Genomic DNA, 24,402 nt, shown 5'->3' with positions numbered 1-24,402 from the left:
AAAGAAAAGAATAATGGCTGGATATTTAGTCAGTGACTCACGCAAAGTGACTACGCATCGGTTTATTGAGATGAAGCAAAAAGGAGAGAAAATCTCCATGTTGACCTCTTATGATTTCACAACGGCAGGTATCGTTGACCGTGCCGGCATCGATGGTATATTGATTGGTGACTCTGCCTCTAACGTGATGGCAGGTAATCATACAACACTGCCGATGACAGTAGACCAGATGATCTATCATGCTCGCTCAGTGGTTCGTGCTGTTAACCGTGCCTTGGTCGTTTGTGACATGCCTTTCGGCTCTTATCAAGTGAATGCCGCAGAGGGTGTGAGCAACGCTATCCGTATTATGAAGGAGAGTGGTTGTGATGCCCTGAAACTGGAAGGTGGTGCGGAGATAGCCGATACAGTCAAGCGTATATTGGACGCAGGTATCCCAGTGATGGCGCACTTAGGACTAACTCCCCAGAGTATCAACAAGTTTGGTACCTATGCTGTTCGTGCCAAGGAACAAGAGGAAGCAGACAAGTTGATGTCGGATGCAAAACTGCTTTCAGAGATTGGTTGTTTTGCTGTTACTTTGGAGAAAGTACCTGCTAAGCTTGCCGCAGAGGTTACCAAGGAGATTAGTGTTCCGACCATTGGTATCGGTGCCGGTAACGGTACTGATGGACAGATCCTTGTCATTGCAGATATGTTAGGTATGACCAATGGCTTCTCACCCCGTTTCCTGCGTCGTTATGCTGACCTGAATACCGTGATGACAGATGCTATTGGTAATTATGTGTCGGATGTCAAAAGTGGAGACTTCCCCAACGAAAGTGAATCATATTAATCTTTAAGTATTGAATAGTCAAAACACACCAGTACACGTCAAGCTCTGGCATCGTGAGTTTTGGCAGTTGGCGATTGCCAATCTGTTCCTGTCGATGTCAGTATATATGTTGATTCCCGTATTACCCTTATGGTTGATGCGTGAGGAAAACCTCACTATGATGGAAACGGGAGTCTCAATGGGTGTCTTCGCTTTGGGTTTATACCTGTTAGGTCCCTTCGTGTCGTATCTGGTTCAGCATTACCGTCGTAACAAAGTTTGCCTGTGGTCTATTGTCTTATTGACAGCCTGTGAGGGGCTACTCTGGTATTTAGACACTTTGAAGGGTGAGTTCGCAGACTATGGGATTATCCTGTTACAACGTTTTGGACTGGGTGCTATGTTCGGACTGGCACAAATGGTGCTGGCAAGTACTTTGATTATTGACACCTGTGAGTCCTTCCAGCGTACGGAGGCAAATCACAGTGCCTCTTGGTTTGGGCGTTTTGCCCTGTCGTTAGGTCCGTTGACAGGTTTACTGCTCCATCAGTTATGTGGCTTTGACATTGTCATCATGGTCTCTATGGGATTGTCGCTCGTCTCCCTGTTACTTATCAGAATGGTGGTATTTCCTTTCCGTGCCCCCGAAGACCGTGTACGTGTGTTTAGTCTCGACCGTTTTTTGTTAAACAATGGTGGAGTGTTGTTCCTGAACATGTTGCTAATCACCATAGCCTTGGGAATGTGTATCGGACAGATGAATTCCATCGAGGAATTCTGTATGATGATGACAGGTTTCCTCTTAGCCCTCCTGGCACAGCGTTTTATGTTCCGGGATGCAGAACTGAAGAGTGAGGTGGTGACAGGACTGATCCTCTTATCGGCAGCCCTGCTTATCATGATGACCCAGCATACGCAGGTCGCCACCTATATCGCCTCTACATTTATAGGTATGGCAATAGGAATCACAGGAACTCGTTTCTTGCTGTTCTTCGTTAAGCTTAGTCGTCACTGTCAGCGTGGAACCTCACAGAGCTCGTTCATGCTATCGTGGGAGACAGGACTGGCATTAGGAGTCGGTCTGACCTATATTCTTGCAGACGTCATACCACAACAGACGAATACCGTTGCGCTGGCATTGACAGCTATCGCTCTGTTGATGTATAACAGACTGACACATAACTGGTTCTTGAAGCATAAGAACCGTTGATTCATCCTCTTCCGCATAATTGCGCATAGGGACAGTTCCGGCAGGTCTTCTGATCTTCCACAGGCAGGAAAGGTACCTCAGCATTGAATATCTCATCAATACACTTCTGTAGTCTTTCTGTAAAGGGGACGATGAAAGGCTGGACGTCTATAATCCTCTCTTTTCCAAAAAAGAGGGTAGGGTCATAGTCTTCTGCCGCTGAATGCTGGATAAAAAGCAATGCAGGACTGACAGGCAGTTGTTCCGTGTTGAGCTTCTGGTCTTGTCGTACAATACTACTATATAAAAAGGTCTGGAGATAATAACCATTATGTGAGTCGTTCGTCTCAAAGATACTCTCGACATCAGGCAGAGCATTCATTTTACCCCCTCCCGTCTTATAGTCAATCACACGGATACGTTCCTGTTGGTCTGTCGTTACAGCATCCAGTCGGTCGATGCTGCCACCAATCGTCGTAGTGAAGGAGGTGTCTCCTTGATGAATCGTCCAGTCATGAACCACTTCGTATTCTAACGCATGAATGGTGAAAGGAGCCAGTTGGAGGTCTATCTGCAACAGCTGTCGCACATAATGGATAATCACCTCCCTGTTGATAAGTTGTAGTCCACTATACTCCTTCTTATCAGGTAGTTGCTCACGGAAAGCTTTGTCGACAGCCATTTCTATCGCCACCTTCGACTGTAGGAGTTGTTGCAACTGACCTTTCTCGATATGATGACTTTGTTGCATCAGTTGTTCGTAGAGATATTGTGCTGCCGCATGGAAGACAATACCAAACAAGCGGTCATCAATCTGCAGTTCATCTTCATCAGCCTCTTTGAGACCACTCACATAACGATAGAAAAAGCTCAACGGACAACGACGGTAGGTGTTGATCGCCGTTGGTGTCAACAAGGCGTGGTGTGTATTAGGTTGTTTGGCAAAACGCTCCTTCAATAACTCCATCACCTGTGGAGTCTTCTCTACAGGTTCAGCCTTCCTTGAGACGATCTGTTGTCCTGCCTTCAGCGTATACTGACGGATGGGGTGCCCACTCTCTACCAATAGCTGGAGCATGAAACGGCTCATCTCACCCGTATGTCCCTCGTCTGTCGCATTGTTATAGACGAGGGTGATGTCTGATGCCCGTTGCAGTAGACGATGGAAATAATAGGCATAGATAGATGTCTTGTGGTCAATTGTCGTCAACTCATAGGCTTTTCGCAGACTATGTGGGATAAACGAGCTGTCGTTGACTCCCTTGGGCATATTGCCTTCATTACAAGAGAGCAGCAGGACATGGTCGAAGTCCAGGTTACGTGACTCCAGGATTCCCATGATCTGAATACCTTCAGCTGGTTCACCATGGAAGGGGATGGATGTTGACTGTATCAGCTGGTGTGTCAGTCGCTGCAGGGTGGTAAGGTCTACACTCAGGTCACCACTACCTACCAGACCGGCAAGACGGTTGATGAGTGTATAGCTACGGAAGAGTGCCTCGTCACGTAAGGAAACCTGTTGTTCTGTGGCGTCATCTTGTTGAGCCTGTTGTGCCACATGTCTCAGCAAACGTGCTATCCAAAGCAGGATAGCCTCTGTCTGGAACAAACTATCTGCCTCACAACTCTTCAACAGGTCGTCCGTCAAGTATTTATAATAAGGATGACGACGGATAGCGTTCATTAGTCGAGGTCGGTAACCACCAATCTGGAGGTTCATCAACAAGTTGATAAACGATGCGGCGGGAGTCTGTATCAGTGGGTAGCCGGAGGTGACATTTACCTTGTCGACTTCCTCAGGGATACAATGGATGACGACGGGCAGTAACTGTTCGTCGCACAAGAGGATAGCTGTCCGTTTGCCATCCGCATAACGTTGGTGCTCTTTCAGCCACGTACTCATATAACGAGCTTGTATATTCTCTGTCGGTGCCGCTATATAAGTGATGGTCTTTGGCTGCTGGAACTGTTGGTAGAGAGTCGCGTCGTCATTGTCGAGTTCATTGGGAAAGACCTCCAGATACTGTGAGAGGTAAAAGCCTGCCTCTTGCTGCATGTAATAATGGTCGAAGTCCCAGTAGAAGAAAGCCTTCCCTTCCTTTCTCAGTTGCTTGAACAACTGTTTCTCCACCTGATGTAAGAGATTGAAACCCACGAAGAGGTAACGGTCATAGCGACTATCCAATGTACAACTGGTGGCATGTAGCTTTTCTACGACATGACGGTAGAGGGCACCCTCATAGGCTAAATCCTGTGCTGTAAGACGATGGTTGAAGTTGTGGTAGATATCGGCGAAATGACTCCATAGCTTCAGGAAGCGTTCTTTCAACGCACTATTATGGTCTTCGGAGAAGTTACTGAAGAACTGTTGGATAATGGCACGTTGCTCGTCCGTGAGATAACTGACATCATCCAACTCATGGATGTCACGGAGGTTAGCAAATACCCGGTCGGCATCCGCCATGTTCTTGTCGATATCATCGAAATCAGACAGGAGCAGTTGTCCCCATCCATAGAAATGATCCAGCGTCTCGTCTATTCCCGTACAGGTCACAAACGACTGATGGAGGTCACATACCAGTTTGATAGGATCCGCCACTTGTAATGAACTTTGTTGCCGGAACAAGTCACTGATGGTAATATAAGACGGGCTCCATATCGGATGGTCGGTCAGCCGGGCAAGGTGCTCGTTCAGGAACAATGAGGCACGCTTGTTGGGAAAGACAATTGCTGTACGTGACAGGTCATGTCCGTATTTCTTGATGATATCCTCAGCAACATATTCTAAGAAACTCTTCATAGCTTAACCTCCTCTATCTTGTTCGAATACACATACCACAGATATCCTTCCACCTGTTGGTAGCCCATCGGTTGAAGTAGCTGCATGTACTCCTTTACTTGCTCCTGGTATTCTGGACGTGGATGACCGAACTTGAAATCAACGACAATCATGCGATGTCCGTCCGTCATGACCCTGTCTGGGCGACGCTCGCAGACATGTCCGTCAGCGTCTTTATATAAGATGGTACACTCGTTATACAATGTCCATTTGTCTGAGAACCACTCACGGACACGAGGGTTCTCCAAGCGCTTGCGAAGGAGGGAGGACACCTTTGCCACAGTCATCTCCTCATCATAGAGGACACCTTCCTGCTGCAGTTCTTGCAAGGCAGTCTCCACATCTTCCGTCGTACGGATACGGGAGAAGACATGATGTAGGATACTACCTGTCTTTATATAACTTTGTTGGGTAGACTCTTCCTCATCTGTTTGTATGAACTCACGACTTTTGTTACTCTGTCGGAACTCCGTCTTATGACCAAAGACATTCATCTCCACGGAGAGTGGCTCGGAGGATTTCAAAAAGACATTGTCAGACGTCTTTTTCTCTTGTTGCTCTTCCGTACAACGTGTCCCGAACGAGAAGACGATATCATCCTTCTCATCCTCGATGCCATTCAAGACCGTTCCGTCAAGAGACAGTTCCGGGAGCACATGCTCTATCAGAGACGAGCGACTCAGTTTCGCTTTTCGCTTGCCGATGACGTAGAGACTCTTACAAGCACGGGTGAATGCCACATACAACAGGTTCAGGTTGTCGACCGTCAACTGCAAATGCTCGTTGAGATAGTCTCCCTCATAGATCGTACCCACCATTTTCTTCTCCCCATAGTCGACGGGAGCAACAGGGAGCTCATTGAAAGGAGCCACCTGAGGCTCGCACCAGATGGTCTCACCACGTTCCAACTGCCAGTCGCAGAAAGGTAACAGCACATGATCGTATTCCAGTCCTTTACTCTTATGAATCGTCAGGATACGGATACCATGAAGCTCATCACTCTGTATCGTCTTTTTGTGAAGCTCCTGTTCCCATGTCTCAATGAAAGTGTCAATACCAGTACTGTTGTCGACAGAGAACTGGAGGAGGTAATCGTAGAAAGCACAGAGATAGGCACTTTGGTCTTTCAGTCGTTGTAACCCAAAGATCTGATAGAGTGTCTCCACCAGTTCGTAAAGCGGTAGCATCAAGAGTTCGTCGAAATGACTGATGTATGCCTCTGGCAACAAACTGTCGGCATCCATATTCTTCAACAGGAGGGCGGCATCATTGACTTGCTCGCCTAACACCTCCCGGTGATAGGATTTGATGATATGTGCTTTTGTCAGTGCGTCGGAGGGGTGGGTGAGCAGACGCAGGGCGTCTATCAACAGACGTACGGAGACAGAAGCGTCTAAACGGAAAGCCTCGTCACTGACGATGGTCACCTCTGGCATCTGTTCCGCGAAATAGTTGGCGATGAGGGTGATGATATCATTGGTCCTGACAAGGATGGCGATCTGGTTGGGAGAGACCCCTTGTGCCAGCAACTCTTCAATAGTATCCTTTAATTGCTCTAAGGTACGTTCACGATAGTCTTCGGCAGGTAACAGCCGGATGTCCACATATCCTTGTGGCTTGCGATGCTCAGGAATCTCTTGGCAGACATCCGCATAGGCATTCCTCAACTGTTGGGCACCTGTAGGATGCTGTTCGCTTAACGCATCCTGTTCTTGTTGGGCGGCAACACGAAAGAAGGCATTATTGAACAAGATGATATTCCGCTCAGAGCGATAGTTCGTCTGCAAGGGTTTCACCTCCATCATCTCTTTGTCGAACTGCTGGTCGATATTGTTCAGCAGTCGCCAGTCACCAGAACGCCAACGGTAGACACTTTGTTTGACATCACCGACAATCAGGTTCTCAGACCCCACATGACTCATACACTCCTGCATCAGCACTTTGAAATTCTGCCATTGGACAGTACTGGTATCCTGGAACTCGTCAATCATCACATGATGGAGCTGGGCACCGATCTTCTCAAAGATAAAAGGAGCGTCACTGTCTTGGATCAAAGCATGTAACAGGTGTTGGGTGTTACCCAGCAGAAAAACATTAGCGTCATCATTGATGTCCTTGACTTTCTGTTCGATACTACTCAACAGGCGCAGGTTGTTCAGGTGACTGAGTGTTAGTTTTGCCGACTGATAGAGCCGCCATTGCTGTTCCCGTTCTTTTTCCGCATAACGCAGCAGGGGTATCAGTACCTGATCAGCAAGACAATGGAGATCCTCCGCCCGTGGATGGTCTTTTTTATACCAATCCTTTGGTTCCTCCATCGCTTTCGCGGCTGTTTTGTTGAGGACAGAAGGGTCAAACTGCTCGTTTCGGAGTTTGAGGAAGTATCCGGAGACCCCCCGGCTTCCATTCTTGAGATCCGAAACAGTCAGGTTCTCCTGTTCCAAGGTATCGAAGAAGGTGGCGGCAATGGTAATCATCCGCTCCTTGGCATCGTCACGGATCTGTCGGAGCGTCTTGGTATATTCCTCAAAGAAACCCTCTTCCGTCATCTTCTCATTCAGTTCCTGGCGATGCTCCTTATAATAGTCACGGAAGATCGTCTTTCCAAAGTGTTTGATCTCACGGATGAAACTGGTCTTCTTCTCATCATTGTTACTCCAGCTCTTATCTTCCATAAGACTGTCCATGATATAGCGGAGCAGCCATTGCAGGATGAGGTCGGTATGTTTGAGGTTGTCGATGAGTTGGTCGACAGCCATTTCCTCCACCTGGTCACCACTCAGTCCCACACGGAGGTTTGCCGTCAGTTCCAGCTCATGGGCGAGGTTCCGGAGCACACTCTGGAAGAAGGCGTCGATGGTCTGTACCCGGAAACTGTTATAATGATGCAAGAGGAGATGAAGCGCCTCTCCTGCTCGTTCCCGGATGGTATGGATAGGGAGACTCGTCTCTTGTTGTACCTTCTGTGTATAGTTGTCTGAGTCAGGAAGCTCCTTCCAGATACCATACAACTGGCTCAAGATACGCATCTTCATCTCTTCCGTCGCTTTGTTGGTGAAGGTGACGGCAAGGATGGTGCGATAGTTCTGGGGGTTCAGCACCAGGAGCTTGATATACTCTGTGGCAAGAGTGAATGTCTTTCCGCTTCCTGCACTTGCCTTATAAACGACTAACGGTTTACGCATGTCTACCACTTTCTAAACAGCTCAAAGGTGAATTTGAGTCCGAAATCCTTGAAACTGGCATTAAGGAAACTGGCAAAGGCACCGATAGAGACGAAGCGGTTCGTGATACCATAGCCTATTTCCGCATAAGGTCGCGTATGTTGGATGGAGAGGAAACTTAAATAGATGGTTTCCCGCTCGATGAATTTGCCGATGATAGGAAGGAAGGAGAAGACGAGTAGGGGAGACTCATAGGAGGTATTGAACCTGAAATAATATTTTGAGGTGTTATACCATTCGCTGTTCACCAACTGGAAGTTACCGGTCCAATCGTCCTCCCAGCCACCAGGAAGGTTCTCGTCACGGAAATTAGCATAGTCGAGGAAGTAGGTGGTCTTGTTATTGGTGTACATACCGAATCCGCTTTTTAAGTTGATCCGGCGCAAAGGGTCTAGTTTGAACTGATGACTGGCGTCAAACTCATAACGCTCATAACTAAGTGTGGAGGCGAAGACACCTTTAATACCACACTCGTAATTCAACGTGAAATAGGGACCTTTTCTCCAAGGTGACACATGAAGGGTCAACAAGGGCGCAAAGCTTCGGTAGACGGTAGGCTGGTCATATTCGATCATTCCAGACTCATTGTCTGCCCTGCGGATGTGGTACACTATACCAGCCTTGATCTCCAACCAGTCGAAGGCTGCCACGTTATTGACGGCTTGGATGTAGTTATCTGTGAAATACTCCAGATCCTTATTCTTGAACTCTTCGTCATTCTCCACTCCCGGGTTCAGGTTCTCGATAGCCAGCTTGACACTGTTGTTGGAGATACGGTTACCGTTAGCGACGATGATCTCAGCATATCCGTTACGCTTGGGGTTATACGTCATACGGATGGGAGTATAATGGAAGAACTGCTTGATCTTGAAGTTATAGCCAATCTGTGGCTGAATGGTGAGATAGCGTTTCTTGTTCCAGTTATACCTGGCACCCACTTGGATCTTATAGGACAAGCCCCGGCTGCGACTATAGCTGATATACTGCGGATTGATGATGGGTGAGAGACTGAAATCCGCTCCCATAGCATCCGCATGAGAACTGGTTACCAGGTGGTCTCCGATATTCCATAGCACATCACCGACACTTCGTTTCTTGGGATGAAGGGAGTCTTCTTGCTCCTTGGCTTTCTTTGCTTCTTCAAGGTCTCGCTCCCGATCCTCATCATATTTCTGGTAGATGCTCTTCTCCTCGTCATTCAACTGGAAGGTTCGCAAAGAGTCCATCATCTGACGGTCATTGACTTCATTCAAGGAGTCGGGCAGTGTTGTGGGGGTGTTGTAGGTTGCCAGGAAATGGGAAGAGATACGGTTTCCGGCGAATTTGAAATTCAAGTCTGAGACACACCTCTGGGGGATGACGGTGTTTTGCCCGTCATTGTTGTAAACGGCATCGACATGGAATTTCAACATGTCAAACTCACCGTCATACATGGTATATACGACACGTCCCGTATTGGCGTTCACTAAGGCATATCCTTTCACCAGCTGGGTGTTCTTTAACTTGGGTCGGAAGGCGACATGTACCAGGTTCGCGTCCGAATTATTGATCTCATACCGATAATACCTGCGGTTTTTGCGATAAAACGGTGACAGGATTTTCTCCTCGTAGATGGTCATGTCATAGATGTTCGGTGTCAGGAAGTCAGTGAAAACCGTACTGATCTGTCTCTCATGGGGTATCGTACTACTGATGACCTGCGGCTTGGTATTAAAAGAATGAGCTCCATTTGACTCCATCTTACCATAGATCTCGGAGATATACAGGCGTTCTCCTTTGGCGAAGGAATATAATGTCGGTACCAGGAACATCGTGAAATTACGACGCTCGGTATTCAGCGTGTATCGCATATATGTGTTTGTACCCCCACTACTAGTGTAATGGGCATAATTACGCCTGTAACTCCACATCTTCTCAAGGATGGTGGAGTCATTCCGCACTTTGGCAAAACAAATGGCAGGCATGAATATCAACATGCCTGCCATCATCGTTAGAAGGTATATCTTTCTATTCACACTCCAAAATTACGAAATAATTTTGAAAGCGCAAAGATTTTATCCTAAATATTTCATTAAAATACGTGCATTTCCAGATTCACGGAGTTTTGCGATACTCTTCTCACGAATCTGACGAACACGCTCACGGGTCAGTCCCAGACGGTCACCGATCTCCTCAAGTCCTTTCTCATGACAGCCAATACCGAAGCATTCGCGGATGATGGTGATCTCACGGTCTTTCAATACTTTCTGAAGGACGGTATTCAGCTCTTGTGCCATAGACTCATGGTCAACCTGACGGTCTGTACGGGAATCGTCCCCACTTGCCATCACGTCGAGCATACAGTTGTCCTCACCCTCTTGGAAAGGTGCGTCTATTGACACATGATGACCATCTGCCATCAGACTCTGTCCGATCTTCTCCTCATCAATATTCGTCACCTCACTCAACTCAGAGACAGAGGGGTGACGCTGGTTCTCTTGCTCAAACTTGTTAATCTCGTGATTAATCTTGTTCAGACTTCCAACCTGGTTCAATGGAAGTCGTACGATACGGCTCTGCTCTGCAATAGCCTGGAGAATGCTCTGACGAATCCACCATACAGCGTAGGAAATAAACTTAAAACCACGTGTCTCGTCAAACTTCTGTGCGGCTTTGATCAAACCGATGTTACCCTCATCAATCAAGTCAGTCAGCGTCAATCCCTGATGCTGATACTGCTTAGCAACTGATACTACGAATCGGAGATTGGCTGTCACCAGCTTGTCTTTGGCACGCTCACCCTCGGGACCGCCTTTGCGAATCTTCTGAGCCAGCTCGATTTCCTCATCAATACTGATCAGGGGTGCACGACCAATTTCCACCAGATACTTATCCAGTGCCTCACTAGAGCGATTCGTAATACTTTTCTGAATCTTTAATTGTCTCATTTAAACTTTTCTCTTTTTCCTTAACTGCTTGAGAATCAAGCGCGTGTACTAATTAATACCGTAAAACGCTGCAAAATTACAAAAAAATACAATACGTTGTTCTCCTGACACTCATTATTTTTCTTAAAAATGCTTAATTGCCCGTTTCCTCTCTCTAAACTTCGATCCTTGAAGGTGCCGCCTTCGACCCTTGAAGGTGCCGCCTTCGACCCGAGGAAGCGGCACCTTCAAGGGCAGGAAGTGCCGCCTTCGTAAAACACCCCTACAAGGTGCTTTTTATTCCGATATCTCCTATCTCAGTAAATTCACTGAATTTGGTGAGTAAATTCACTGAATTTACCGAGTAAACACACTGAATTTACTTTCATAGGAGATACATTATAGGAGCAAAACCACCAATCGTTGTCACCGTTGCCACCTCGTTGTTACCCGCAACCACCTGATTCCCAAACAGTTTTGCAAGGCGGAAACGGTGACAAGGGTTTTAAAAATTACGTGGGGAGGAAACTAATTATTGCCGATACCGGCAAGAAATCATCATAAAACTTCCAAGAAATTAGCTTTTATGCGAAAGAATCGCTACCTTTGCATCAAATTTCTGTACGAACAGTATGAAATGGGTTCAAAAACATCTTACGATAGTCATCAGGATAGTAGCATTATTGGTGATTGCCGGTGCTTTGCTGCTTTTCGAGAGTGACCAACTTTGGAAGGTGCAGGAGAAGAATCTCTTTTTCTGCACGACATTTTTCTTGAGAGAGCAGTTGGTGGTACCAGGTGGTCTGCTGACTTGGATAGGCAGGTTCTTCACACAGTTCCTCTATTATCCGTGGTTGGGAGTGTCACTGCTCTGTGCCTGGTGGTACTTGCTGATGAGTCTGACGAAAAGGACTTTCCGCATTTCAGACCGATGGACCGTCTTGTTGCTCATACCCGTCGTGATCCTGTTGATCAGTAACATGGATATGGGCTACTGGATTTATGTCCTGAAACTAAAGGGACATTTTTTTGTGACGACCATCGGGACGACGATTGTGGTAGCGCTCCTGTGGGTGTTCCGGAGGATTCCGGACCAATACTGTCTGCGTGCTGTCTGTATCCTCCTCACCACCATCATTGGCTATCCGCTTTTCGGTATCTATGGACTGGTTGCCGCCTTGTTGATGGCACTCTGGTCTTGGCGGTTGTCAGCGCATCGCATGAACGCTATAGCATGTAGTGTGGCTGCTGTCGCAGGTGTTGCTGCCGTTCCCCTGTTCTGTTACCGCTTTGTCTACTACCAGACGAACCTAGTGAATATCCTATGGGCAGAACTACCCGTCTTCATCACTACGGAGGAGTATCCAGCCTATTACATACCTTATTATTTATTGGCGCTCTTCTTCGTCATCCTGATTGTGAGGTACCATGTTGACCGTCAAGAGGTGAGACCCATGAAGAAGTCCTATTATCTTGCTTGTCAGGCTGCGCTAACCATCCTGATGGTAGGTTGTGTCTACCATTTCTGGATGAAGGACGAGAATTTCCATCATGAGCTTACCATGCAGCACCATATCGCCCGATGTGACTGGACGGGAGTACTGGAAGAGGCTGCTGCCCAGGAGGATGAGCCGACACGCTCCATCGTGATGATGCGGAATATCGCCCTCTCCCGTATCGGTAGACAAGGGGATGACATGTTCCTTTATAAGAATGGCTCTAAGATGTATGCTGCCCCCTTTATGATGCGTCTGATGCTGGTGGTCGGTCCGCAGGTCTATTACCAATATGGGATGCTGAACTACTGCAACCGTCTGTGTATGGAAATTGGTGTCTTGTTCGGTTTCGGCGTGGAAGACTATCGGTTGATGGCAAGCTGTGCCCTGTTGAATGGTGACAAGCCCCTTGCCCGTAAGTATATTGGTGCTCTGAGAAAGACACTTTTCTATCGTGACTGGGCAGAGAAGGCTGAGACACTTTTAGATCATCCCGAACTGATAGCCCAGGATGCGGAGCGTGAGCCGATAACCCACATGCTTCATTACAAGAACTCACTGGGTGGTGATCAGGGAAATACTGAACGGTTTATCATGACAGAGCTGGCGAACAGTACGGATACTACTGACCCCGTCTTTCAGGAACAGTGTCTGCTTGCCACCTTGTGGACCAAGAACATCAACCAGTTCTGGTATCATTTCAAGGAATATGCCCTAAGACATCCGCGAGGTCCTATTCCCCGCTATTATCAGGAAGCCGCCTACCTCTATGGTCGTAAGGAACGCAGACCGGAGGTGGAGGCGATGCCCTTTGATACCAGTGTCAAGGAATCTTTCCGGCGTTTTATGTCTGTGGCACCTAATTATTATAATGAGGATATGGAGGTGGTCCGTCAAGGATTATACCCCCTCTTCGGAGACACCTATTATTATGACTATTATGCCATGAAACAGTTGCCGGAGTATTAAATAAAGAAAGACAGAGAATGGAGAGATTAAGAGAATTAGCATATATCGGATGTTGTCTGATGATGATGGGCTGCGCGAGTCCTTCCGTACCAGAGGTATATACCGACTCCAGGGAACTGCCGAACATCTATCCCGACTATACCAACGTGACTGTTCCCATCAATATCGCACCGCTTACCTTCGAGTTTGACGGGGAGGCAGATGAGATGATAGCCCGTTATGCCGCAGGCGATGAGGAACTCGTCTTCGCTGACAAGGTACAACCGGAGATGGCTGACTGGCGTATGCTGACGGAGAAGGCGAGGGGTGGTGCCATCAAGGTGGATGTCTATACCCGTAAGGGTGACCAGTGGACACACTACAAACCGTTCAGTATCTTTGTGTCACCAGACAGCATAGACAGTTACCTGAGTTATCGTTTGATCTATCCGTCATTTGTCAATTACGAGTCGCTGACCATCAGTCAGCGTTGTCTGGAGAACTATGACGAGAGTGTCATCTATGACAATATGCTCTGCAGTCTTGAAAAAGGAGGACAGTGCATTAACTGTCATCACTACCAACAATATAACCCGGAGCGCATGCAGTTTCATGCCCGTCAGAACCTCGGCGGTACAGTCATCGCTTATGATGGACAGGTCAAGAAGGTGAACATGAGTAACGACTCCATTCTAACGGCGGGTGTCTATCCTGCGTGGCATCCTTGGCTGAAACTGATCGTCTATTCCACGAACATGACCGCCCAGAGTTTCCATACCGTACATCATAACAAGATAGAGGTATATGACTCACAGAGTGACCTGATAGCCTATGACATAGACAAAGGGGAGGTGACGAATCTGGAGAATGACACCACCGAGCTGGAGGTGTTCCCCGCATGGGCTCCCGACGGAAAGACCCTCTACTATTGCAGTGCCCACTTTGAGTGGAAAGACTCTACCTTGTCTGAGATTGATGAGATCATCAACCGTTCGCAGGAGATCAAGTATAATATCTATCGGAAGCGTTTCGATCCGGAGACGATGACCTTCGGTCCCCGTGAGCTTGTCTTCGCTGCCGACAGTCTCAACAAGAGTGCCACCCTGCCGCGTGTCTCACCCGATGGTCGCTATCTGATGTTCGCCCTTGCGGAGTATGGTGTTTTCCATATCTGGCATCATGACGCTGATCTGTGGTTGCTAGACCTCCAGACGGGTGATGTGAGAGCCGCAAAGGAGATCAACTCACCTGACACAGAGAGCTACCACTCCTGGTCGAGTAATGGCAAATGGGTCGTTTTCAGCAGTCGTCGTGACGACGGTACCTATACACGTCCTTTCTTCGCACATATCGACAAGGACGGACACGGTACCAAACCCTTTGAGTTGCCTAGTGCCGACCCGGATATGCATCGTCAGTTCATGAGATGCTATAATATTCCGGAGTTCATGCGAGGTCCCGTCACCATTAAGCCGCAGTCTTTCGCCGATATCATCAAGAGAGAGGGCGAGCCTGTGAGATATGTACGGACACTGACTCCTAAGAAGTAAACTGTTAATAATGAATACTCAATTACTTCCTATGAAAAATATATTAATGATCATGACGGTCTTGCTGTTGATGGCGTGTGGCAGCAAGAGAGGGGTGGGGATGGTTGGAGAAGATATCCAGAATGATTCTCTGGCACTGATACAGCCACAGTATGCCAAAGGCTTCTCCGTGAAATATTTGGAGAATGGCATCCGACTGGTGGATGTCGAGGATCCGCAGAAGGATGAGGACAAGATGCCGGTCAGTTATCATTTCGCCCTGGTGGAGAAGGGTGGTGATGCTGACATTCCTGAGGGATATACGAAGGTGGAGGTCCCTGTGGAGCGCACCATCGTGATGACGATGTTGCAACTCTCGAACTTCACGGCACTGGATGCCCATGAGGTGGTGAAGGGTATCACAGGAACCAAGAACCTGTTTAACAAAGATATCAAGAAACGGGTGAAGGATGGAAGTATCGTGAAGATCGGTATGGAGGGAAACTTCGATCCGGAGTTGATTCTTGCCGCTAACCCGGAGGTCATCTTTATCTCTCCCTTCAAGCGTGGCGGTTATGATGCGATCAAAGAGACGGGTATCACGTTGATTCCCCATCTGGGATATAAGGAACTGGATCCGTTAGGACAAGCGGAATGGGTGAAGTTCGTCGGACTGTTTATCGGAAAGGAGAAAGAGGCTAACGAACTCTTTGCAGGTATAGAGAAACGGTATCATGACTTGAAATCGAAGGTTGACAGTTCTAAGTTTAAAGAACTTCCTACCGTCTTCAGTGGGGAGATGCATGGTGGCAACTGGTATGCTGTGGGTGGAAAGAATTTCCTTGCCCGTCTGTTTCATGATGCTGGTGCCGACTATGTCATTAAGAATGAGGACACGGGAGGCTCGAATATCGAGTTTGAACAGATGTATGCTATGGCAGCGAATGCTGATTATTGGCGTATCCTGAACAGTTTCCCTGATACGTTCTCGTATGAGGCTCTGAAGGCTTCCGAACCTCGTAACGAACTCTTCAAGGCTTTCAAGGAGAAGAAGGTCATCTACTGTAATATGAAACAGACCGCTTATTACGAGTCGACACCGGTAGAGCCTGATGTGGTGTTGAAAGACCTCCTCGCTATCTTCCATCCGGAATTGGTGGAGAAGGACTATAAACCGAAATATTACCAGTTGCTGAAATGAGAAACCGTGTCTTCTCCAATATCGTCCTGCTGTTGTTGAGTATCCTCTTGTTGTTTGTGCTCAACCTGTTATTGGGTACTGTCAAGATACCTGTTTCAGACGTGGTGGCTACCCTGATGGGCAGTCAGGAGGTGTCGGAGATCCATCGTAACATCATCTGGAGCTCTCGTGTGCCACAGGCATTGACGGCAATGGTGGCTGGAGCGGGACTCGCTGTGAGTGGTTTACAGATGCAGACCGTTTTCCGCAACCCGTTGGCAGGTCCTTCTGTGTTGGGTATCTCCAATGGTGCTTCCCTGGGTGTCGCCTGTGTCGTGTTGATGTCTGGCTCTTTAGGTGGTGTCGCTCTGAGTCGGCTGGGATATATCGGTGATGTGGCGATGTCGGTGGCAGCCATTGTTGGTTCCCTTGCTGTTATGGCTCTCATCCTCTATGTGTCCCAGAAGGTAAAGGGTAATGTCACGCTGTTGATTATTGGTGTGATGATCGGTTACCTTGCTACGGCAGTCATCGGTGTGTTGAAGTTCTTCTCTGCTGAGGAGGATATCAAGGCGTATGTGGTATGGGGCTTAGGTTCTTTCTCCCGTGTCTCTGGCAACCAGATGGTACTCTTTGTCGTCCTGATGGCAATCCTGTTGCCGATGAGTATGTTGTTGGTAAAGACGATGAACCTGCTGTTGTTAGGTGACGGCTATGCCCGTAACTTAGGATTGAACATCCGTCGTGCCCGTATGCTGGTCATCCTCTGCTCTGGTGTGTTGGTTGCCATCGTCACAGCCTATTGCGGACCCATCATGTTCATAGGTCTTGCCGTACCACACCTCTGTCGTGCTATCTTCCGCAGCAGCGACCATCGTATCCTGATGCCCGGAACTTTGTTGGCTGGTGCCGCCTTGGCACTCCTCTGTAACCTCATAGCCCGTATGCCAGGCTTTGAGGGTGCCTTACCCGTCAATAGTGTGACGGCATTGGTAGGTGCCCCTGTTATAGCGAGTGTATTGTTCCGTCGTCGTCAATCAATAGAAGAGTAAGTGCTGTATGAGGCACTAACGGTTGACAGTGCTGCATACAATGTTGGAGGACGACACGACAGAAATCCTCTATCTTCTCTGGAGAGATTCTCTCCCATAGTTCTCTGGCAAGTGTCAGGTTGGTGAGGTCGATAGGACAACCCGCTTCTTCAAGCATAGATGCTATAAAGGTCTTGTCCATCACCGTCTTCTTGCTATGGGTATCCAAATTGCCGGCTGCTAACTTCACAGCCTTTCCTAACATCACCCCCAAAGTGACTTGTCGGAATCCTAGTTCATGAGCAATCTTCAGTGTCTCACCAATATAGTTGCCGTACTCCACAAATGCTTGTGAGGGCAGGGTAGGATAGTATGCTCTTACAAACCGCTCACTCTTCGCTCCGCTGTTGATGACGACACGATCGGAACCACTTGCCTTTGCCACCTCCATACACTTACGGATGCTTTGGATGAAAGCCTCTTCAGAGAAAGGTTCGACGATACCGCTGACCCCGATGATCGAGATTCCTCCCTCAATACCCAAACGGGGATTGAAGGTGCGATGAGCAATCTCCTTTCCACCTGGTACGGAAATGGTGACGGTTAATGATTCCTGGTTCCTGGTTAACGGTTCAATATTCTGGTGTATCATCTGACGGGGACCTTTATTGATAGCTGGTTCACCTGGGGGATAGTCAAAACCAGGGAGGGAAAAACGTCCCACACCTTCACCGCCTTCAAAGACAATTCCCCCCTCGTCTATAGGAGAGGGGTTGGGGGTGAGGCTCACTCTTACCTCAATACCATTTGTCACATCAGGGTCGTCACCTGCCTCCTTGATGCAATACGCATATCCATCGCCATAACCGACAGATACCATAATGGTCTCGCCATCAGGTAACAGTATAGGAACCTCAGCAGGAGTCTCGCCTTTTATCAGTCTTGTTGTCGCGGCGACAGCGGCAGCCGTCGCACAAGTCCCTGTCGTCAGTCCACTATGCAGGGGGAAGAAGTCGGGAAGGAGTTTCTCCACCGCCCGTCGAAGACCATGTGGTCCATTGACAATATGATAGATACTGGGTGTAGCAGGACGTTTCAATACGATGATACGCATTCCCTTTGCTTTTGCGACATCCACTTTCTCTTGGAAACCACCAGACAGTCCACTCTCTTTCAAGAGGACAGCCTCTGTCTCCACATCAATTACCGCACTATCTTCATAGAATAGCAATTGCTCGTCTGTCGCACCTTGTTCCTTGGCAAGACGGATAGAAGACTCACGAGGAAGAATACGATAATATACCTTTATGCCTTTAGCTTCCAGAGGTTTCAGTTTCGCAATCGACTGTACCCCAGTAGTGGCTAGTAGGGAATGAATATCCGTAGGAACTTGGGAATAGTCGTCAATCCATGTCAGATTGCTGTCCCTTTGTGGAAAGATACGTTCATAGCGGATAGCAGGAACTCGTAACTCCTTTGCCACTTCAGCAACCGTCTCGTGCAGTTGTCTGGCAAAAGGATGGGCGGCATCAACCAGCAATTGGATATCATGCTCCCTACAAAATGCAACCATCGCATGATGGTCTAAGGCTCCATGCAATCGAATACCATGATGCAGCGAGACATCCTGCTCACCAGTCTTGGTGCTATAATAATAAGTGGCACCTGCCTTTTCGAGTACCTCTGCAGTTCTGCGGCCTTCCGTTGTTCCTCCGAATACCAGTATCATGCAGGCAAATGGTCTTTGCTAAATCTGTAGCTTATGGGAATAATTCTTCTAAGAAAGCCGCGGCTTCCTTGTCTCCCTGTCTTGCTGCTTTCTCCAACAAAGACTTAGCCAGCTTCTCGTCTTTCTCGACTCCTATGCCGTCATAATAGCAGAGTCCTAACAGTTTCTGGGAATTGGCTAATCCCTGGTCTGCGGCTTTCTTCCACCAGATGAAAGCCTGCTGGTCGTTCTGTGGGACACCATTACCTTTGTAATAACAGAATCCTAAGTTGTTCTGGGCGTTAGCATATCCCTGTGCAGCCGCTTTCCGATACCATTCAACAGCTTGTTTGTAGTCCTGGACGACACCATCGCCATTAGAATAGAGGACGCCTAAATTATACTGGGCAGCGGGATAGCGTTGTTCTGCCGCCTTTCGGAACCAAGCGACGGCTTGCTTATAGTCTAAGTCGACACCCTCACCATTGTTATAGCAGAGTCCTAAGTTATATTGTGCCATCACCTGTCCTTGTTCCGCAGCTTTCTGATACCATGCGACAGCCTGTTGGAAATCCACTGCGACACCCATACCATTGTAATAACAACGTCCTAAGTTATATTGGGAGTTTTCCTGACCTTGCTCCGCGGCTTTGCGGTAATAAGCAACAGCCTGCTTGTAGTCCTGAGCGACACCTATACCGTTTTCGTAGCAGTAACCTAGGTTATGCTGTGCGTCAGCGACACCCTGTTGTGCCGCTTTGATCCACCAGCTGACGGCAAGTCTCTCGTCCTTCGCGACCTCCCTTCCTTTATAATAGCAAAATCCCAGGAGGTATTGGTCCTCGGCGTTTCCTTTCTCGGCAGAAGCCTTTATTTTCTGGAAGTCATTAGCATCTTGTGCATAGCACATCATCGGCAATATAGCCAGTAATATGAATAATAGCTTTTTCATAAGGTTTATTAATTGGTTTGATGGGACAAAGATACGAATTCTTTTGTGAAACAACAAATTATTACAACATATTTTGCAGTTGACGATGAGACAGCGTAATCATGCCTCACCCTGTCTGAAGAGGTGGGTGAAGTATTTCGAATAGAGCTCGGAGAGTCCTTGGCGATTGTCAATAGCCTCACCCACCACTATCATCGTGGTGAGTGTGAGGTGGTTGTCATGAATGATTTTCGCTAAGTCTTTGAGGACACCCCGGTATATCTTCTGGTCTTTCCATGTGAGGTGATAGCAGACAGCGACTGGTGTGTCCTCTGGGTATTCCATCAGTAACTCTCGTTGTACGTCATCCACGATGGAGGCACTGAGGAAGATACACATCGTCGACTGACTCTTGGCGAGTAGGTGCAGTTGTTCTTTCTCTGGCATCGGAGTACGTCCCTCACCACGTGTAAGGATGATGGTCTGTGTACGTTCCGGGATGGTAAACTGACTGCGTAGCTCTGCTGCTGCGGCAAGGAAGGAAGAGATACCAGGAGTGATATGATAGTCCATACCCTCACGGTCGAAGAACGCCATCTGCTCCTGAATAGCCCCGAAGATACAAGGATCGCCCGTATGCAGGCGGACGATGAAGTGTCCTTTGTCGTAATGCTCCTTCATCAACGCACACTGTTCCTCTAACGCCATATCAGCAGACGAGCGAACCACAGCACCGGGTTTATGGCAGTCTGTCAACTCACGAGGGACGAGACTGCCCGCATATAATATCAAGTCGGCACGCTCCAGCATTTTCCGTCCTCGTACACTGATCAAGTCTGGGTCACCAGGACCAGCCCCCACGATCTCGATATGTCCCTTCTTCTCCCTCAGATATTTGTAATCGATCGCTAATGCAGCTGTCCAGTTCCTTCCTTTCACCTTCGGGACGATGAGTTTTCCGTGGTTAGAACCGAGAATGGCTGCTGCCTCGCAGACACTGGGTGTCCCGACATGTTTCGCGACAGTATCGCTGGGGTTAGGAACTTCCACTTTCGCCAACTCCTCAGCAGTGTAGAACACCAGTTCCTCCCCTAAGTCATCCACTAGCATCGCACAGAACTCCTCATCCTCCTTCACGTCGATGGTACAGTATCGCTTATAACAGGGCAGCACCCCGATCTGACTCATGACATCGTCAATCTCATCATAGATCTCCTCATAGTCATCGGGATGATTGGCAAGTCCAAAACCTAAAGCAGCAATCATGGGCACGAAATGTAATTCGAGTATGCCACCAGGAGGGCAGAGGTTATATGGGGTCACCATAATCAACAGACTATATTTCTTAGGGTCTACCTCAGCAAGACTCTTGACGATGGTGACATGTGAGGGAAGTGTCTTCTCCAGATAGTCAGTACCCTCATCACAGATCTCCATCAACAAGGCTGTCGGCTTTTTGTTGACGAAGGCATAGATGCACTCGTTCATATCATCATCGCTCGCGATCGCCCAGTTGAAACGTTCTGCGAATGTGTCAAGCGCCCATAATCCGGCATTGTCGCTCTGGGTGGTGATGACAGGTCTCGCTCCTAATATGCCGGATACCTGTTGGGTGAGGTCATTGGCTCCTCCGATATGCCCGGACAATACAGAGACGGTATGTTGACCCGACGAGTCGACACAGACGATAGCAGGATCCTCATGCTTGTCCTGGATATAGGGTGCGATGGTACGCACACAGATACCCATGGCACCGATGAAGATAAAGGCATCAAACTTCTTCCATTGTCTGCCGATATCTGAGCGTCTAATAACTTGAGCGTGTAATTCTCTTCTGAGTAGGTCTGCTATATCCTGCCCGGCATCACTAATGGGTATAATGGCTATCTTCTGCATCTTAATATTGTTATAGGGTGATTGTCGTTGAATTGTATTCTGACAGGCGGGTCTTGTCGGAGTCCTAACGCCGCACATGCCTCGTCCCACAGTTGGTGACTGTCTGTGGTCACCTTGGGGGCAATGACGCTATTCATCACGATGACGCCATCAGGAGCAAGGATCGTCTGTACCTTTGCCATGATCTCCTTCAGTCGTCCTCCGTGTCCGCCGATGAAGACAGCGTCAGGAGACCCGTTCCCAACTCCTTTCTGTTGAGGGAGGGGAGATGTAAGGAAGTCTCCGATATGGATGTTGATCCCTGGAGTCCCGAAGCGACGGGCATTCTCCTGAATGATGGTCTCGCACTCCGGGCGTATCTCGAAAGCCTCTACCTGTAGGTGTGGGAATTGCAGTTTTGCTTCGATGCTGACACTCCCCGTACAGGCTCCTATGTCCCAAAGGATATGTCGCTTGGGCAGGTCGAGTGCCTGAAGTGTCAACAGACGAACGGGCATCTTCGTGATCATCTTCTCCCTGCCGTCAAGGAGGGTAAATGCTGCGTCTGGAATACCGAAAGTTTTAGTTGAGGGTTTTGCGTGTAGTGTATAGAGTATGAGACAGTTGGGTTGCTCGAACGATTGACGGACAACGTCTGTAAGGGGTAGGGTCGTCACCTTCTCTTTTTGGGGATTTCCAAGATGCTCACCAACACACATAATATAATCCTCATAGCAATAGTCCAGCATCCGTTGGGCGATAGCGGCAGGTGTGTGTTCCTTGTCGGTCAGGACACCGATCTTCCCAACTCTTTCTATGAGTGCCTTGTCGAACTCCTGCCAAGGACGACCTGTCAGGGATACAATACGCATATCATGGTAGGGTATCACCAGACGGTGAGCCAACAGCTGCAGGGAGTTGAAGGTAGGATAGACTATTATCTCAGCTCCAGGGAATTCACGTTTCAGGGTGTTTGCGAAACCGAAAAACAAAGGATCGCCTGAGGCGAAGACGATGAGAGTTGAGAGATGAGAGTTGAGAGATGAGAGTTGGTATTTTTTGAAGACAGTATCAAGGGGGACAGTGATGTCTATCCATTCAACCTCTTTTGGCAATAACGGAGCAACGATCTCATGATGACGCTTGCCACCAGAGAACACCTTCCCTTGCTTGATAATCTCCATCACCTCAGGAGGAAACCAAGGTTTCGGATGATCCGTGATACCTATGACAATAAATCTCAATTTTATAATTATTACATTTTATAATTGTTTAATTTTTACATTTTACAAGTCTCTCCCCGGTTTCAACAGTGCGGCATCATCAAAAGTCAGTACAGCATTGCAGAGCGTAGCGGCAAGATTACTACCACCCTTGCGTCCCTCAACGATGATCTTGGGGATATCCTTAAAAGGTTTCACCATGTGTTTAGACTCTTTCACATGGACGAAGCCGACAGGTGCCGCGATGATACCAGCAGGACGAGCCTTGCCTTTACGGATGAGGTCACAGAGCTCCATCAGTGCTGTGGGAGCATTACCAAAAGTGAAAAGAGCATCTGGATGTTCTTCTACGGCAAGACGGATACCTGCCTGTGTGCGTGTTATTCCATAAGAACTCGCCAATTCTGCTACACGAGGGTCGCTGAGATAACACTTTGCCTCAATACCCAGTCGTTGCAAGGCTCCTTTGCGGATACCGCTGGTTACCATCGTGACATCAGTGATGATGGTTCTCAGCGTACCGTCCTTTATCTTGTTATACAAGGTCTCTACGGCACCTGGATCCGTATAGAGGATATCCTCCATCTCAAAGTCGGCAGTAGTGTGGATCGCATGGAGCAAAGCCCATTGATGATCCAAAGGATAATCCTTCCTCAGCTCACCAGCGATGGTGCGGAAAGACTGTATCATGATAAGCTGTCCAGGTTTCTCCTGACTCCTGTCTCCTCTCTCCGGATTCCCGTAATATCCGCGTGGTGTGATGATCTTGCCGTCAGAGATATACGACTGTGAGTTACCTATCAGGATGACGGTAAACATGTCGATGTCCTCAGGATTGAACTGGGCGAGGGTAGTGACCTTCACTTCCTGTTCCTCACGACCAGCCTGACGGACATAGCCTACAGGGGTGTCTCCGGAATGTTCCTGGAGGAATAACTCTTGCAGGCGGTAGAGCTGCCAGTACCGTTCATGACTCTTGGGATTGTATACCGCCGTCACGAAGTCGGCAGTGGCAGCAGCCTTGATACGCCGCTCGATTGTTTCCCAAGGTGTCATCAGGTCACTCAGGGAGATGATGCACATATCATGTCCGATAGGGGCACCCAACAGGGAAGCGGCTTTCTGGAAAGCGGAGATTCCAGGTAAAGAACAGATCTCTATATCCGTCCCACGCTGCTTCCTCATTTCATAGATGAGTGGTGCCATGCCATAGATACCGGCATCACCGGAGGAGATGACGACGACCGTCTTGTCTTGCTCGGCGAGGTCGAAAGCTTGTTCGGCACGCTCACGTTCTTTCTTCATCCCCGTGTCGATACACTCGCAATGCTCCTTGATATAGGGTTCTATAAACTGGAAATAGTATTTATACCCGACAATGGCGTCTGCCTGTCGCACAGCCTCCAGTACAGCGGGTGTGATGTCTTCCTGACTGCCGGGACCGATGCCTGCAATGATAATCTTTCCCATAATGATGGCAAATATACAGAAAAAAACCGAGAAGTGGAT

15 protein-coding genes are annotated in these 24,402 nt (G+C 48.2%); 6 read left to right on the top strand and 9 right to left on the bottom strand.

Annotated features, from left to right (window positions below):
* Window positions 1-13: 13 nt before the first annotated feature.
* Window positions 14-835 (top strand): 3-methyl-2-oxobutanoate hydroxymethyltransferase, encoded by an 822-nt coding sequence (panB, locus tag BM257_RS05755; protein WP_092069580.1) that lies wholly within the window; start codon window positions 14-16, stop codon window positions 833-835.
* Between the two features lie 10 nt (window positions 836-845).
* Window positions 846-2,024: an MFS transporter gene (locus BM257_RS05750; protein ID WP_092069578.1), complete on the top strand. Its 1,179-nt coding sequence runs from the start codon at window positions 846-848 to the stop codon at window positions 2,022-2,024.
* A 1-nt stretch (window position 2,025) separates the two neighbouring features.
* Here BM257_RS05750 and BM257_RS05745 read toward each other — a convergent pair whose 3' ends face one another.
* Genes BM257_RS05745 through BM257_RS05730 form a run of 4 tightly spaced genes read right to left on the bottom strand, consistent with a single transcriptional unit; the run spans window position 2,026 to window position 10,993 of the window.
* The gene (locus BM257_RS05745; protein ID WP_092069575.1) at window positions 2,026-4,803 is read right to left on the bottom strand and encodes a PD-(D/E)XK nuclease family protein; all 2,778 of its coding nucleotides are present in this window, start codon (window positions 4,801-4,803) and stop codon (window positions 2,026-2,028) included.
* Window positions 4,800-8,027, bottom strand: a complete 3,228-nt coding sequence (locus BM257_RS05740; RefSeq protein ID WP_092069572.1) for a UvrD-helicase domain-containing protein — start codon at window positions 8,025-8,027, stop codon at window positions 4,800-4,802. Before BM257_RS05740 ends, BM257_RS05745 begins: the two co-directional genes overlap by 4 nt.
* A gap of 2 nt (window positions 8,028-8,029) precedes the next feature.
* A complete protein-coding gene (locus tag BM257_RS05735; RefSeq protein WP_143096769.1) occupies window positions 8,030-10,081 on the bottom strand; it encodes a DUF5686 family protein in 2,052 nt (683 codons plus the stop codon).
* 39 nt (window positions 10,082-10,120) lie between these two features.
* The gene (locus BM257_RS05730; protein WP_092069566.1) at window positions 10,121-10,993 is read right to left on the bottom strand and encodes a sigma-70 family RNA polymerase sigma factor; all 873 of its coding nucleotides are present in this window, start codon (window positions 10,991-10,993) and stop codon (window positions 10,121-10,123) included.
* A gap of 611 nt (window positions 10,994-11,604) precedes the next feature.
* On the opposite strand from BM257_RS05730, the gene BM257_RS05725 reads away from it, so the two are divergent.
* The 4 genes from BM257_RS05725 to BM257_RS05710 are packed head-to-tail and all read left to right on the top strand — an operon-like array spanning window position 11,605 to window position 17,177.
* A complete protein-coding gene (locus BM257_RS05725) occupies window positions 11,605-13,437 on the top strand; it encodes a DUF6057 family protein (RefSeq protein WP_092069563.1) in 1,833 nt (610 codons plus the stop codon).
* Window positions 13,438-13,454: 17 nt separating this feature from the next.
* On the top strand, window positions 13,455-14,966 hold the full coding sequence (locus BM257_RS05720) for a TolB family protein (RefSeq protein ID WP_092069560.1): 1,512 nt from the start codon (window positions 13,455-13,457) through the stop codon (window positions 14,964-14,966).
* Window positions 14,967-14,997: 31 nt separating this feature from the next.
* Window positions 14,998-16,146, top strand: a complete 1,149-nt coding sequence (locus BM257_RS05715) for an ABC transporter substrate-binding protein (RefSeq protein ID WP_092069950.1) — start codon at window positions 14,998-15,000, stop codon at window positions 16,144-16,146.
* Window positions 16,143-17,177, top strand: coding sequence for an iron ABC transporter permease (locus BM257_RS05710; protein ID WP_092069557.1), 1,035 nt, complete (start codon window positions 16,143-16,145; stop codon window positions 17,175-17,177). The genes BM257_RS05715 and BM257_RS05710 overlap by 4 nt, the downstream gene beginning before the upstream one ends.
* On the opposite strand, the gene cbiD is transcribed toward BM257_RS05710, so the two are convergent.
* The 5 genes from cbiD to cobJ form a co-directional block, all read right to left on the bottom strand.
* Window positions 17,131-18,885, bottom strand: a complete 1,755-nt coding sequence (gene cbiD, locus BM257_RS05705; RefSeq protein ID WP_092069554.1) for a cobalt-precorrin-5B (C(1))-methyltransferase CbiD — start codon at window positions 18,883-18,885, stop codon at window positions 17,131-17,133. The two genes, BM257_RS05710 and cbiD, sit on opposite strands and share 47 nt — an antisense overlap.
* 31 nt (window positions 18,886-18,916) lie before the next feature.
* Window positions 18,917-19,816, bottom strand: a complete 900-nt coding sequence (locus BM257_RS05700; protein ID WP_177216028.1) for an SEL1-like repeat protein — start codon at window positions 19,814-19,816, stop codon at window positions 18,917-18,919.
* A gap of 99 nt (window positions 19,817-19,915) precedes the next feature.
* Window positions 19,916-21,691 (bottom strand): precorrin-4 C(11)-methyltransferase, encoded by a 1,776-nt coding sequence (gene cobM, locus BM257_RS05695; protein ID WP_092069551.1) that lies wholly within the window; start codon window positions 21,689-21,691, stop codon window positions 19,916-19,918.
* On the bottom strand, window positions 21,679-22,920 hold the full coding sequence (cbiE, locus tag BM257_RS05690) for a precorrin-6y C5,15-methyltransferase (decarboxylating) subunit CbiE (RefSeq protein ID WP_092069548.1): 1,242 nt from the start codon (window positions 22,918-22,920) through the stop codon (window positions 21,679-21,681). The genes cobM and cbiE overlap by 13 nt, the downstream gene beginning before the upstream one ends.
* 36 nt (window positions 22,921-22,956) lie before the next feature.
* Entirely contained in the window at window positions 22,957-24,369 is a 1,413-nt protein-coding gene (cobJ, locus tag BM257_RS05685; protein ID WP_092069545.1) for a precorrin-3B C(17)-methyltransferase, read from the bottom strand.
* Window positions 24,370-24,402: the final 33 nt, after the last annotated feature.

It is taken from the genome of Prevotella sp. tf2-5 (assembly GCF_900115435.1).
In the GTDB taxonomy this organism is placed as follows: domain Bacteria; phylum Bacteroidota; class Bacteroidia; order Bacteroidales; family Bacteroidaceae; genus Prevotella.
Note: the sequence above shows the minus strand (reverse complement) of the source record. Positions and strands in the feature narration are given on the sequence as shown.